Source organism: Streptomyces sp. NPDC086147, from assembly GCF_040702165.1.
GTDB lineage: Bacteria > Actinomycetota > Actinomycetes > Streptomycetales > Streptomycetaceae > Streptomyces.
Genome location: NZ_JBFBJO010000001.1, coordinates 813,090 through 826,964, shown reverse-complemented (window position 1 = coordinate 826,964; position 13,875 = coordinate 813,090). Strand labels below are relative to the sequence as shown.

Genomic DNA, 13,875 nt, shown 5'->3' with positions numbered 1-13,875 from the left:
CCTACGAATCGGTCCGATCGTCCGCCACCTACAGCTGTCACGCATCCGTGGCCCGCCTCTCATACATCTGTCTGAGGGGGTGCGAGAATGGGTCGGTGAAGGGCGATTACCAAGACCTGGTGGACGAGATCTCCGCACTCCTCGGGGCCCCGGCGACGCTGGAGAACCGCGACTTCGGGCTGATCGCCTTCGGTGCCCACGACAGCGACGACGACACGGCGATGGACCCGGTCCGGACCCGGTCGATCCTGACCCGGCGGTCCACCCCGGCGGTCCGCGCCTGGTTCGAGGGCTTCGGCATCACCCGGGCGGAGGGCCCGGTCCGCATCCCCGCCTCCCCGGACGCGGGCGTCTTCCGGGACCGGATCTGCCTTCCCGTACGCCATCGGGGTGTCGTCCTCGGGTACGTGTGGCTGCTCGACGCCGAGCCGGGGCCCCCGCCCGAGCAGCTCGCGGCGGCCATGGAGGTGGCCGCCCGGATCGGCGGGCTCCTCGCCGACGAGGAGCGGGCGGGCACGGACCTCTCGCGCGAGTTCACCGCGGCCCTGACCGCCGGGCGCGGCTGGCAGAACGACATGGCCGTCGCGGCGCTGCGGGCGGCCCTGGGGCCCAGTGCGGACGGCCTGCACGCCGTCGTGTGCGTGACCCCGTGGCGGGGCGAGACCCCCTCGGTACGGGCCGTCCCCGGCGCGGCGGCGGTCGCCGCGCTCCCGGACGCCGCCTCCCTCGCCCTCCTCGTACGGCTGCGCACGGCCGAGGACCCCTCCCCCGCCCGCGCGGCGGCCGAGCGGCTGCGCGGGGACGCCCCGGCCGGGATCGCCGTCCCCCGCCGGGGCCTCGCGGAGCTTCCGGCGGCCTGGCGGGAGGCGAGCACGGCGGCGCGTGCCGCGACGGCGCAGCCGAAGCTGGGCCCGGTCGCGGAGTGGGCCGGGATCGGCCCGTACCGGCTCCTGGCGGCGCTCTACCACCCCGAGGTCGACCCGGTCGTCGCGCCGCTGCTGGCCCCCGCCCACACGGAACTGGCCCGCACGGCCGAGGCGTACCTCGACCACGCGGGCCAGGCGGGGCGCACGGCGGCGGCCCTGGGGATCCACCGGCAGACCCTCTACTACCGGCTGTCCCGGGTGGAGCAGCTCACCGGCCTGGACCTGGACGACGGCGAGGACCGGCTGCTGCTCCACATGTCCCTGAAGTCGGCCCGGTTGTAGGGATTCCCCAGGGTCGGATCACGAGCACAGGGGGAGCGTTCGGCGGCTGGGTCCCGCCCACGGAAGGTCGAGCACCGGCTGTACGAGGCCGCGGTGCGCGACGACGTCGACGCCGCGACACGGGTGCCGGCGGGCACGGACCCCTTCGTCCTCGCGCCGAAGGCGGAGGTCCCTCACCGAACACGAGGGCAGCCCCTGGAAGCACATCCCCTGGCGCTGAGGCGTCCGTGACAGCACGACGCCCGGCCGCCGGGCGCTCGTACGGGACGAGCGGCCGACGACCGGGCGCGGGGCGCGGGGCCGTGCGTCAGATCAGGTTGACCGAGCGGGCCGAGGTGGCGCCGATCTCCGCCGAGATGTCCGAGAGCACCGCCGCCGGGACGGTGTCGTCCACGGTGAGCACGACGAGCGCCTCGCCGCCCTCCTCCGCGCGGGAGACCTGCATGCCGGCGATGTTCAGACCGGCCTCGCCGAGGATCCGGCCGACCGTGCCGACGACGCCCGGGCGGTCCTCGTAGCGCAGCACGACCATGTGGTCGGCGAGCGCCAGGTCCACGTCGTACTCGCCGACGGCGACGATCTTCTGGAGGTGCTTGGGGCCGGCCAGGGTGCCGGAGACCGAGACCTCCTCGCCGCTGCCGAGGGTGCCGCGCACGGTGACCACGTTGCGGTGGTCGGGCGACTCGGAGCTGGTGGTCAGGCGCACCTCGACGCCGCGCTCCTGCGCGAACAGGGGGGCGTTGACGTACGACACGGTCTCGTCGACCACGTCCTCGAACACGCCCTTGAGCGCGGAGAGTTCGAGCACCTTCACGTCGTGCTGGGTGATCTCGCCGTAGACCTCGACGTCGAGCCGGGCCGCGACCTCGCCCGCGAGGGCGGTGAAGATCCGGCCGAGCTTCTCGGCGAGCGGCAGACCGGGCTTGACGTCCTCGGCGATGACGCCGCCCTGGACGTTGACCGCGTCCGGGACCAGCTCGCCGGCGAGCGCCAGGCGCACCGAGCGGGCGACGGCGATGCCGGCCTTCTCCTGGGCCTCGTCCGTGGAGGCGCCGAGGTGCGGGGTGCAGACGACCTGGTCGAGCTCGAAGAGCGGGGAGTCCGTGCAGGGCTCCTTGGCGTACACGTCGAGGCCGGCGCCGGCGACCCGGCCCTCCTTGAGCGCCGAGTACAGCGCCGCCTCGTCCACGATCCCGCCGCGCGCGGCGTTGACGATGCGGACGGAGGGCTTGACCTTGTGCAGCGCCTCGTCGCCGATGAGACCGAGGGTCTCCGGGGTCTTCGGCAGGTGGACGGTGATGAAGTCCGCGACCTCCAGGAGCTCGTCCAGGGTCAGCAGCTTCACCCCCATCTGGGCGGCGCGGGCCGGCTGCACGTAGGGGTCGTACGCGACGATCTTCATGCCGAAGGCGGACATGCGCTGGGCGACCAGGACGCCGATGCGGCCGAGGCCGACGACGCCGAGGGTCTTCTCGCTCAGCTCGACGCCGGTGTACTTGGAGCGCTTCCACTCGCCGTTCTTCAGCGCGGTGTTGGCCTGCGGGATGTTGCGCGCGGTGGCGACGAGGAGGCCGCAGGCGAGCTCGGCGGCGGTGACGATGTTGGACGTCGGGGCGTTGACGACCATCACGCCGGCCTTGGTGGCGGCGGAGACGTCGACGTTGTCCAGACCGACGCCGGCGCGGGCGACGACCCGGAGCTTCTTCGCGGCGGCAAGGGCCTCGGCGTCGACCTTGGTCGCGGAGCGGACCAGGATCGCGTCCACGTCGGCGACGGCGGGGATCAGCTCGGCGCGGTCGGCGCCGTTGCAGTGCCGGATCTCGAAGTCCGGGCCCAGCGCGTCGACGGTGGCGGGCGACAGCTCTTCAGCGATGAGTACGACAGGTTTCGAGCTCACGTGAGTCCTCACAGGTCCAGTGCGGACGGCCGTCCCGACGGCCGCAGGCGGTGGAGGGGGCTTGCCGCGTGAAAGCGCACGACGCTGTGGGCCTGACGCGTATGTTGTTGAGCAGTGTAGTGGTGCGAAGGCACGGTTCATGCGCCTCGTTGGAAGGATCACCCTTCCGTGGTTGGACGGCGTGTCCAACCACGTGGAACGGGGCCGGACAGCGTGTCCGGCCCCGCCCCGGAGGGCTTACGCCTCCTCGTCGTTCACCCAGCTCATGAGCTTGCGCAGCTCCTTGCCGGTGGTCTCCAGGAGGTGCTGCTCGTCCTGGGACTTGTACTCGTTGTACTTCTTCAGACCGCCGTGGTACTCGTCCATCCAGTTCTTGGCGAAGGTGCCGTCCTGGATGTCGGTGAGGACCTTCTTCATCTCGGCCTTGGTGGCGTCGGTGATGATGCGGGGGCCGGTGACGTAGTCGCCCCACTCGGCGGTCTCGGAGACCGACCAGCGCATCTTCTCCAGGCCGCCCTCGTACATGAGGTCGACGATGAGCTTCAGCTCGTGCAGGCACTCGAAGTAGGCGATCTCCGGCTGGTAGCCGGCCTCGACCAGGGTCTCGAAGCCGGCCTTGACCAGCGCCGAGGCACCGCCGCAGAGGACGGCCTGCTCGCCGAAGAGGTCGGTCTCGGTCTCCTCGGTGAAGGTGGTCTTGATGACGCCGGCGCGGGTGCCGCCGATGGCCTTGGCGTACGAGAGCGCCAGGGCGAAGGCGTTGCCGGTCGCGTCCTGCTCGACGGCGGCGATCGCGGGGACGCCGCGGCCCTCCTCGTACTGGCGGCGGACCAGGTGGCCCGGGCCCTTCGGGGCGACCAGGGCGACGTCGACGCCGGCCGGGGGCTTGATGAAGCCGAAGCGGACGTTGAAGCCGTGCGCGAAGAAGAGGGCGTCGCCGTCGTTCAGGTTCGGGGCGATGGACTCCTCGTAGACCTGGGCCTGGATCGGGTCCGGGATGAGGATCATGATGACGTCGGCCTCGGCGGCGGCCTCGGCGGGCGTGACCACGCGCAGGCCCTGCTCCTCGGCCTTGGCCTTGGACTTGGAGCCCTCGTGCAGACCGACGCGGACGTCGACACCCGAGTCACGGAGCGACAGCGCGTGGGCGTGCCCCTGGCTGCCGTAACCGATCACCGCGACCTTGCGGCCCTGGATGATGGACAGGTCGGCGTCGGCGTCGTAGAACAGCTCGGCCACTGGGATTCTCCTTGGTGTGCTGGTGTTGCGTCCCACCGTACGGCGGGCGGGGGAAGGGAGGTCGTGCGGTCTCGTCAGACGGACCGGGCGGGGCTCAGGCGGAACGGTCGAGGGACCGCAGGGACCGGTCGGTGATGGACCGGGCGCCACGCCCTATGGCGATCGTGCCGGACTGGACGAGCTCCTTGACGCCGAACTGCTCCAGCATCTTGAGCATGGCGTCCAGCTTGTCACTCGAACCGGTGGCCTCGATGGTGACGGCCTCGGGCGAGACGTCCACGGTCTTGGCGCGGAAGAGCTGGACGATCTCGACGATCTGGGAGCGGGTCTCGTTGTCGGCGCGGACCTTCACCAGGACGAGCTCGCGCTGGATCGCGGCGCTGGGCTCGAGTTCGACGATCTTCAGGACGTTGACCAGCTTGTTGAGCTGCTTGGTCACCTGCTCCAGGGGCAGTCCCTCGACGTTGACCACGATGGTGATGCGGGAGATGTCGGGGTGCTCGGTGACGCCGACGGCGAGCGAGTCGATGTTGAAGCCGCGGCGGGAGAACAGGGCGGCGATCCGGGCGAGGATGCCGGGCGTGTTCTCGACGAGGACGGAGAGCGTGTGCTTGGTGGACATGTCAGGGTCTCTTCCTTTTCGCTGTCGCTCTGCGTACTCAGTCGTCTTCGCCGTCGCCGAAGTCGGGACGGACGCCCCGGGCGGCCATGACCTCGTCGTTGGAGGTGCCGGCGGCGACCATCGGCCAGACCTGGGCGTCCTCGTGGACGATGAAGTCGACGACGACCGGCCGGTCGTTGATGGCGTTGGCCTCGGCGATGACCTTGTCCAGGTCGGCCGGGTCCTCGCAGCGCAGGGCGACACAGCCCATGGCCTCGGAGAGCTTGACGAAGTCGGGGACGCGGGTGCCCTTGTTCGCCTTCAGCTCGTCGGGACCGGAGTGCAGGACGGTGTTGGAGTAGCGCTGGTTGTAGAAGAGGGTCTGCCACTGGCGGACCATCCCGAGGGCGCCGTTGTTGATGATGGCGACCTTGATCGGGATGTTGTTCAGGGCGCAGGTGGTGAGTTCCTGGTTGGTCATCTGGAAGCAGCCGTCGCCGTCGATGGCCCAGACGGGACGGTCGGGCAGACCGGCCTTGGCGCCCATCGCGGCGGGGACGGCGTAGCCCATCGTCCCGGCGCCGCCGGAGTTCAGCCAGGTGGCCGGCTGCTCGTAGTCGATGAAGTGGGCGGCCCACATCTGGTGCTGGCCGACGCCTGCGGTGAAGATCGTGTCGTCGGGGGCGAGCTGTCCGATGCGCTGGATGACCTGCTGCGGCGAGAGGCTGCCGTCCTCCGGCAGGTCGTAGCCGAGCGGGTAGGTCTCGCGCCAGCGGTTCAAGTCGCTCCACCAGGTGGTGTAGTCGCCCTTGTTGCCCTCGCTGTGCTCGGCCTGGACGGCCTGGACCAGGTCGGCGATGACCTCGCGGGCGTCGCCGACGATCGGGACGTCGGCGACGCGGTTCTTGCCGATCTCGGCCGGGTCGATGTCCGCGTGGACGACCTTGGCGTACGGGGCGAAGCTGTCGAGCTTGCCGGTGACGCGGTCGTCGAAGCGGGCGCCGAGGGCGACGATCAGGTCGGCCTTCTGGAGCGCGGTGACGGCGGTGACGGAGCCGTGCATGCCCGGCATGCCGACGTGCAGCGGGTGGCTGTCGGGGAAGGCGCCGAGGGCCATCAGGGTGGTGGTGACCGGGGCGCCGGTGAGCTCGGCGAGGATCTTCAGCTCGGCGGTGGCGCCGGACTTGATGACGCCGCCGCCGACGTACAGGACGGGCCGCTTGGCGGCGCTGATCAGCTTGGCGGCCTCGCGGATCTGCTTGGCGTGCGGCTTGGTGACCGGGCGGTAGCCGGGCAGGTCGGTCTGCGGCGGCCAGGAGAAGGTGGTCTTCGCCTGGAGGGCGTCCTTGGCGATGTCGACCAGGACCGGGCCGGGGCGGCCGGTGGAGGCGATGTGGAAGGCCTCGGCGATCGTCCGCGGGATGTCCTCGGCCTTGGTGACCAGGAAGTTGTGCTTGGTGATCGGCATCGTGATGCCGCAGATGTCCGCCTCCTGGAAGGCGTCCGTGCCGATGGCCTTGGAGGCGACCTGGCCGGTGATCGCGACGAGCGGGACGGAGTCCATGTGCGCGTCGGCGATCGGGGTGACCAGGTTGGTCGCGCCGGGGCCGCTGGTCACCATGCAGACGCCGACCTTGCCGGTCGCCTGGGCGTAGCCGGTGGCGGCGTGGCCCGCGCCCTGCTCGTGGCGGACCAGGATGTGGCGCACCTTCTGCGAGTCCATCAGCGGGTCGTAGGCCGGGAGGATGCAGCCGCCGGGCAGGCCGAAGATGGTGTCCGCGCCCACCTCTTCGAGAGAGCGGATGAGGGACTGCGCGCCCGTGACGTGCTCGACGGGGGTGGGCAGCGCGCCGTTACGGGGCCGCGGCTGCGGATGGTGCCCGGTGGCCTGCTCGGTCATCAGCATCTCTTCTCGAAGCAGAGGGTTTTTGCGAGGTGTTCTATGAGGGTTTGCGGCGATTTCAAAGGGAGCCGGTGCAACAAAAAACCCCTCGTGCCGTGAGGCAAGCGAGGGGAGCGCGTCGGTGCGTTCTAAGCCGGGCCTACGGTGGCCCTGCTTCAGCCGACGCGCTTTCCAAGTACGAGAATTCGGGTGCGCATGGCACTGACCCTCTCCCTCAGCCCGCTGCACTGTCAAGTGGGTGGGACGGGCGTCTCAGTATGTGAGCGGATCGGGGGGTGGTTTCCGACACGCACGGGGACCGCTCCGGGCAGCGGGTACTCGTCCCTGACCAGGGCCCTGCGCAGCCGGTACTCGTCGAGCGGACCCGAGAAGGCCATGCCCTGGGCGTGGGTGCAGCCCATGGACCGCAGGGCGACGACCTGCTCCGGCACGTCCACGCCGTCGGCGACCGTCCGGATGCCGAGCTCGCCGGCGGTGCGGAGCACACCGCGGGTGATCTTGCGGAGCCGGGCGGACTCGACCACGCCCTCGACGAGCCCCCGGTCCAGCTTCAGCATGTCGACGGGGAGCCGCCGCAGGGCGTTGACCGCCACGTGTCCGCTGCCGAAGCCGTCGAGCGCGATCCGCACCCCGAGCCTGCGCAGGACGGCCAGGCGCTGCTCCAGCTCGTCGAGCGGGATCCGGGGGTCGCTGTCGGCGAGCTCGACGATCAGCGAGCCGGACGGCAGCCCGTGCCGGGTGAGCAGGGACTCGACGGAGCCGAGCGGCAGCGAGCGGTCCAGGAGGCGCCGGGCGGAGAGGCGGATGGAGACCGGCGTGCGATGGCCGATTCCCGCCCGCTCGGCGGCCTGCTCCACGGCCTCTTCGAGGAGCCAGCGTCCGAGCTCGGCGGTGCGGTCGCCGTCGTCGGTGACGCGGAGGTACTCGGCGGGGGTGAAGAGGATCCCCTGGGCGGAGCGCCAGCGGGCCTGGGCGCTGACGGCGGCGATCCGGCCGGTGGCGAGGTCGACGACCGGCTGGTGGAGCAGGGCGAACTCGCCGTCGTGGAGTGCGGTGCGCAGCCGGGCGGCCAGCTCCGTCCGCCGGACGACCTCGGCCTGCATCTGGGGGGCGTAGAGCTCGACGCGGTCCTTGCCGGCGGCCTTGGCGCGGTACATGGCGAGGTCGGCGTTGCGCAGCAGGTCGCCGGCGTCGACGCCGGGCTCGGCGAAGGCGACGCCGATGGAGGCGGCGACCCGCGCCTCCTGGCCGCCGTCCAGGCGGTACGGCTGGGAGAGCGTGAGCCGGAGCCGGTCGGCGATCTCGTGGACCTGGTTCCTGCGGGCCGTCCGGTCGCTGCCGCCGTCGCCGAGGATGAGGGCGGCGAACTCGTCGCCGCCGAGCCGGGCGGCCGTGTCCCCGGCCCGTACGGAGTCGTGGAGGCGGCGGGCGGCCTGGACGAGGAGCTCGTCGCCGGCCTGGTGGCCGAGGCGGTCGTTGACCCCCTTGAAGCCGTCGAGGTCGATGAAGAGCACGGCGGTGCCGGGGTCGGAGGAGCGGCGGCCGCCGAGGGCCTGCCGGACCCGCCGGGTGAAGAGCGCCCGGTTGGGCAGGTCGGTGAGCGGGTCGTGCTCGGCGTTGTGCTGGAGCTGGGCCTGGAGGCGGACGCGTTCGGTGACGTCCCGGCTGTTGAAGATCAGGCCGCCCTGGTGACGGCTGACGGTCGACTCGACGTTCAGCCAGTCCCCGCCGCGGCCCGAGCGGAAGCGGCACTCGATCCGGGTGGTGGGCTCGTCGGCAGGCGGGGCGGCCAGGAACCGCCGCACCTCGTGGACGACGGCGCCGAGGTCGTCGGGGTGGATGAGGGCGGCGAGCTCGGTGCCGATCAGCTCGTCGGCGTCCCGCCCGTACACCCCGGAGGCGGCCGGGCTGACGTAGTGCAGCCTGCCGTTGGGCGCGGCGATCATGATGACGTCGCTGGAGCCCTGCACGAGCGACCGGAAGTGGTTCTCCTTGTGGGCCAGTTCGTGGGTGAGGGCGATGTTGTCGAGGAGCATGATGCCCTGCCGCACGACGAGGGCGAGCACCACCGCGCAGCCGGTGAGGACGACGACGCGGTCGACCCGGCGCCCCTCGACCACGTTGTAGAGGATGCCGAGGGTGCAGACGGCGGCGGCGAGGTACGGGGTGAGGGCGGCGAGCGAACCGGCGACCGGACGGCTGTGGAGCCCCGGGCCGCGTGCGGCGGCCGCGCCGTCCGGGAGCCGGCGCACTCCCCAGGGCGCGTAGGCCAGCAGCAGGGAGCCGGCGAACCAGCCGGCGTCGAGGAGCTGGCCGGAGGCGTAGTTCTCGCGGAGCAGCGGCGAGGTGAACAGGGCGTCGCACAGGACGGTGAGGGCGAGGGCGGCGATCGCGGTGTTGGTCGCGGAGCGGTTGGCCTGCGCGCGCCGGAAGTGCAGGACGAGCACCATGCTGACGAGGACGATGTCGAGCAGGGGGTACGCGAGGGAGAGCGCGGCGCGGGCGACGGACTCGCCCCCGAAGTGGGCGGTGCGGGCGAGGGCCAGGCTCCACGAGAGGGTGAGCAGGGAGCCGCCGATGAGCCAGGTGTCGAGCGCCAGGCAGACCCAGCCGGCCCGGTTGGCGGGCTTCTTCGCCAGGACCAGGAGGCCGACGATGGCAGGCGGCGCGAAGAGCAGGAAGAAGACGTTGGCGACGGAGAAGTCCGGCACCTCGGTGCGCAGGACGACCTCGTACCAGCCCCACACCGCGTTCCCCGCGGCGGCCATGAACGAGGAGAAGGCGAAGAGCAGCCAGGCGGGGCGGGCGCTGCCGCGGTGGGCCCGGGCGTAGAGGTAGCAGGAGACCGCGGCGGTCAGGGCGGCGGCGCTCAGTCCGAAGTCGCCCATGAAGAGCGCCAGTTCCGGCGAGCCCCAGCCGAGGGAGGCGCCGGTTGTGTAGCCCGCGCAGAGGAGCCCCAGGGCGACCTGGGCGAGGACCGCCCCGGCGCCGGGGCGCCCGGGGGGCGGGGGCCCCGGATCCCCGTCGCCGACGGGGCGGCGCACCAGGACGGCCCCGGGCGCGCTCACCGGGCCCTCCGGCGCCGGGCTCCCGCACGCGGCCGCGTCGTGCGGCCGGGCGGGCGGCTCGTCGGCACCCCCGGGGGCGTGCCCGTCGCAGTCGCGGCGGTCGGGGGCGGCGCCGCGGTCCGGGGGCGCGACGCCCCCGGCCACCGCCCGCCCGGCGGTGTCCGTCGGCCCCGGGGGGCCGGGCGACCGGTGCGGCGCGGCCTGGTCCGGCACCGAACGCACGAGGCCGGCGGCGAGGCCCGGAAGGCCGGCGGACGGCGGTGCCGTCGCGTCGGATCGTCGGTCCTCAGGCCGTGCTCCACCCGTCGCCCCCCTCGGAATCTGATGTCCCGTCACTTCGCTCCCCGGCGTCAGCCCGTACTCGACGCAGTCCCCCGCTCCGGGACGATACACCAGGTTGGTCACTCAGGGACAGGTTCGCAGTACTCTCCGTGACGACCAGGGGAGTTGTGTCCGTTGTGCGCCGGGCGTGCGCCGTCCGGCGGCGCCCGGCGACGCCCCGCGGCGGCGTCCGGCCGCCGCGTCCGGACGGGGCTCAGCCGGTGGTGAGGAGGACGTTGACCAGGTCCTCGCCCGCCGCGAACCGCCGCAGCTGCCCCGCGATCAGCCGCTTCGCCCGCGGCATGAAGGCCGAGGTGGAACCGCCCACGTGGGGGCTGATCAGGACACCGGGAGCGTGCCACAAAGGGTGTCCGGTCGGCAGCGGTTCCGGGTCCGTGACGTCGAGCGCCGCCGTGATCCTGCCGCTCTCGACCTCCTTGAGCAGCGCGTTCGTGTCGACGACGGGGCCCCGGGCGACGTTCACCAGGAGCGCCCCGTCCTTGAGCCGCGCGAGGAACCCGGCGTCGGCGAGATGCCTGGTGGCGGGCGTGAGCGGGGTGGAGAGGACGACGACGTCCGCCTCCGGCAGGAGGGCCGGCAGGTCGGCCAGGGCGTGGACCGGGCCGCGCCCTGTGGTGCGTGCGGAGCGTGCGACGCGCACCACCCGCGCGCACTCGAAGGGTGCGAGCCGGTCCTCGATCGCGGCGCCGATCGAGCCGTACCCGACGATCAGGACGGACTTGTCGGCGAGCGCCGGGTAGAAGCCGGCCCGCCACTCCTCGGCGTCCTGGCCGCGCACGAACCCGGGGATGCCGCGCAGCGAGGCCAGGATCAGGGCGAGCGTGAGCTCGGCGGTGCTGGCCTCGTGCACGCCCTTGGCGTTGCACAGGGCGACGCCCGGCCGCAGCGAGCCGATGCCGGGGGTGACGTGGTCGATGCCGGCGGACAGGGTCTGCACGACCCGGACCGAGGTCATCCCGGCGAGCGGCCGGACGGCGATCTCCGTGCCCTTCATGTACGGGACGACGTAGAAGGCGCAGTGCGCGGGATCGGCCGGGAACTCCGGTCCGCCGTCCCAGAAGCGGTAGTTCAGGCCGGACTCGCCCGGCTCGGGAAGATCTTCGATCTCGTCCGCGGGAATCGGGAGCCACACGTCGGCGGCCGTGTCTTCGCATCTCATGTCCGGGAGGCTATGCGAAGAATCCCGTGCCCCATTGGTTACTTTGGGGGCGGCACAGGGAGGGGTACCGGCAGGTGGAGCGCAGGACTATCGGGGCGGCGGCGCTCGACGTGGGGGCGATCGGCCTGGGGTGCATGCCGATGCACTGGGCGTACAGCCGTTCGCAACAGCGCGGGGACCGCTCGCTGCGGACCGTGCACGCGGCCCTCGACGCCGGGGTGAGCCTGCTCGACACCGCCGACATGTACGGCCCGTTCACCAACGAGCTTCTGGTGGGGCGGGTGTTGAAGGAGCGACGGGCCGAGGCGTTCGTCTCGACGAAGTGCGGACTGCTCGTCGGCGACCAGCACGTGGTGGCCAACGGGCGCCCGGGGTACGTGCGTCGGGCCTGCGACGCCTCGCTGCGGCGGCTCCAGACCGACGTCATCGACCTGTACCAGCTGCACCGGGCGGACCCCGAGGTGCCGGTCGAGGAGACCTGGGGCGCGATGGCCGAGCTGGTGTCGGCGGGCAAGGTGCGGGCGCTCGGGCTCTGCGCCGTCGGCGCCCGGACCGGACGCCGGGGCACGGCCCGCGACGGTTACGAGGGAACGATCCGGCAGCTCGAACGGATCCAGCAGGTGTTCCCGGTGGCGGCGGTGGAGGCCGAGCTGTCGGTGTGGTCGCAGGAGGCGCTGGCGCGGCTGCTGCCCTGGTGCGCGGCCCGGGGCGTCGGCTTCCTGGCGGCGATGCCGCTGGGCAGCGGCTTCCTGACCGGGACGCTGACCCCGGGCGGCGGCTTCGAGCCGGACGACCCGCGGGCCCGGCACCCCCGGTTCACGGCGGAGATGATGGCGGCGAACCAGCCGCTCGTGGCGGGCCTGCGCCGGGTGGCCGCGCGGCACGGGGCGGACGTCACCCCGGCGCAGGTGGCCCTGGCGTGGGTGCTCGGCCGGGGACGGCACGTGGTGCCGGTGCCGGGGACGAAGCGGGAGCGGTGGGCGGTGGAGAACGCGGCGGCGGCCTCGCTGCGGCTGACGCCGGAGGACCTGACGGAGATCGCGACGCTCCCGGCGCCCCGGGGGTCCTGGGACTGAGCGGTCCGGACGCACCGGACGCGGACTCCCCGGGACCGGGTGGTCCGGGACCGGACGCGGGTCCCGGGACCAAAAGCCGACTCCCCGGGACCGGCCGTCCCGGTCCTCCCCGGATTCCCCCGTGGGGGACCCCGCCGGGAACCCCTCCGGGCCGGGAGGTGTTCTCAGGGGTAGGGATGCCGTTCGACCCGTCGAGCCCGCCGGACCCTCCGAAGGGGAGCGCGCCATGAAACGTCCTGTCGTCGTGAAGGCCCTGGGGAGCGTCGCCGCGCTGGTCCTGGCGGCGGGCTGCGCCCCGGGCGGCGCGTCCTCGGGGAGCGCGGAGGAGCGCCCTCGTACGCCCCCGTCGGCGTCGACGTCGGTCTCCGGGACCGCCGCCGCTCCCCCGGCCGCCGCCGGCCGGGTGACGGTGGCGGGGACGCTGACCGAGGGCCTGGAGTCGCCCTGGGGGCTCGCGGAGCTGCCCGGCGGCGATCTGCTCGTCTCCTCGCGGGACGAGCGGACGGTCACCAGGATCGACGGGCGGACCGGCGCGAAGACGCCGCTCGGCGAGGTGCCGGGGGTCGTGCCGGCCGGCGAGGGCGGACTGCTCGGCCTCGCGGTCCGGGACGGCTGGGTGTACGCGTACCTGACGGCGTCCTCGGACAACCGGATCGTGCGCATGCGGTACGGGGGCGGGGCCGGTGACCGGCTCGGGCCGCCGGAGCCGGTCCTGACCGGCATCCCCAAGGGGTTCACGCACAACGGCGGGCGGATCGCGTTCGGCCCCGACGGGATGCTGTACGCGGGGACCGGCGAGACCGGCGACACGGGTCTGGCGCAGGACCGGGAGTCGCTGGGCGGGAAGGTCCTGCGGATGACGCCCGAGGGGAAGCCTGCGCCGGGCAATCCCTTCCCGGGCTCGCCGGTCTACTCGTACGGCCACCGGAACGTGCAGGGGATCGCCTGGGACGCGGACGGGCGCCTGTGGGCGGCCGAGTTCGGACAGAACACCTGGGACGAGCTGAACCTGGTCGGGGCCGGGCGGAACTACGGCTGGCCGGAGGCCGAGGGGCGGGCGGGGAAGGAGGGGTTCACGGACCCGGTGGCCCAGTGGCCGACCTCGGAGGCCTCCCCGAGCGGGATCGCGTACGCGCGGGGCGCGATCTGGATGGCCGGCCTGCGGGGCGAGCGGCTGTGGCGGATCCCGCTCTCCGGCGCGGAACGCTCCGGAGAGCCCGAGGCGTTCCTCGAGGGCGAGTACGGACGGCTGCGGACCGTGCTCGCGACGGGCGGCGACCGGCTCTGGCTGGTGACGAGCGAGACCGACACCCGGGGGACGCCCGGGCCCGGCGACGACAGGATCCTCCGCCTCCGGGCGGAGTGAGGAGGACGGGACCGTG

9 protein-coding genes are annotated in these 13,875 nt (G+C 72.9%); 3 read left to right on the top strand and 6 right to left on the bottom strand.

What is annotated here, in order from left to right; genetic code table 11:
- Positions 1–95 precede the first annotated feature (95 nt).
- On the top strand, positions 96–1,208 hold the full coding sequence (locus AB0398_RS03880; protein WP_366372156.1) for a helix-turn-helix domain-containing protein: 1,113 nt from the start codon (positions 96–98) through the stop codon (positions 1,206–1,208).
- 307 nt (positions 1,209–1,515) lie between these two features.
- Here the strand turns inward: AB0398_RS03880 and serA are convergent, their stop codons facing one another.
- The 6 genes from serA to AB0398_RS03850 all read right to left on the bottom strand — a co-directional run bounded on the left by serA (position 1,516) and on the right by AB0398_RS03850 (position 11,417).
- On the bottom strand, positions 1,516–3,105 hold the full coding sequence (serA, locus tag AB0398_RS03875; RefSeq protein WP_366372155.1) for a phosphoglycerate dehydrogenase: 1,590 nt from the start codon (positions 3,103–3,105) through the stop codon (positions 1,516–1,518).
- Between the two features lie 237 nt (positions 3,106–3,342).
- Positions 3,343–4,344: a ketol-acid reductoisomerase gene (gene ilvC / locus AB0398_RS03870; RefSeq protein ID WP_365549216.1), complete on the bottom strand. Its 1,002-nt coding sequence runs from the start codon at positions 4,342–4,344 to the stop codon at positions 3,343–3,345.
- Between the two features lie 94 nt (positions 4,345–4,438).
- Entirely contained in the window at positions 4,439–4,966 is a 528-nt protein-coding gene (gene ilvN / locus AB0398_RS03865) for an acetolactate synthase small subunit (protein WP_125663775.1), read from the bottom strand.
- A gap of 37 nt (positions 4,967–5,003) precedes the next feature.
- Positions 5,004–6,851: an acetolactate synthase large subunit gene (locus AB0398_RS03860; RefSeq protein ID WP_366372152.1), complete on the bottom strand. Its 1,848-nt coding sequence runs from the start codon at positions 6,849–6,851 to the stop codon at positions 5,004–5,006.
- 227 nt (positions 6,852–7,078) lie between these two features.
- The gene (locus AB0398_RS03855; RefSeq protein WP_366372353.1) at positions 7,079–9,808 is read right to left on the bottom strand and encodes an EAL domain-containing protein; all 2,730 of its coding nucleotides are present in this window, start codon (positions 9,806–9,808) and stop codon (positions 7,079–7,081) included.
- 643 nt (positions 9,809–10,451) lie between these two features.
- Positions 10,452–11,417, bottom strand: a complete 966-nt coding sequence (locus tag AB0398_RS03850; protein WP_366372150.1) for a 2-hydroxyacid dehydrogenase — start codon at positions 11,415–11,417, stop codon at positions 10,452–10,454.
- 74 nt (positions 11,418–11,491) lie between these two features.
- Between AB0398_RS03850 and AB0398_RS03845 the strand changes: the two genes are divergently transcribed.
- Both AB0398_RS03845 and AB0398_RS03840 read left to right on the top strand, forming a co-directional pair.
- Positions 11,492–12,493, top strand: coding sequence for an aldo/keto reductase (locus AB0398_RS03845; protein WP_366372149.1), 1,002 nt, complete (start codon positions 11,492–11,494; stop codon positions 12,491–12,493).
- A gap of 226 nt (positions 12,494–12,719) precedes the next feature.
- Positions 12,720–13,859, top strand: a complete 1,140-nt coding sequence (locus tag AB0398_RS03840; protein WP_366372148.1) for a PQQ-dependent sugar dehydrogenase — start codon at positions 12,720–12,722, stop codon at positions 13,857–13,859.
- Positions 13,860–13,875 lie beyond the last annotated feature (16 nt).

Excerpts from the sequence above, each read along its gene's own strand:
- ilvN (WP_125663775.1), bottom strand. The coding sequence starts at position 4,966 with ATGTCCACCAAGCACACGCTCTCCGTCCTCGTCGAGAACACGCCCGGC.
- AB0398_RS03860 (WP_366372152.1), bottom strand. The coding sequence starts at position 6,851 with ATGCTGATGACCGAGCAGGCCACCGGGCACCATCCGCAGCCGCGGCCC.
- AB0398_RS03840 (WP_366372148.1), top strand. The coding sequence starts at position 12,720 with ATGAAACGTCCTGTCGTCGTGAAGGCCCTGGGGAGCGTCGCCGCGCTG.
- AB0398_RS03850 (WP_366372150.1), bottom strand. The coding sequence starts at position 11,417 with ATGAGATGCGAAGACACGGCCGCCGACGTGTGGCTCCCGATTCCCGCG.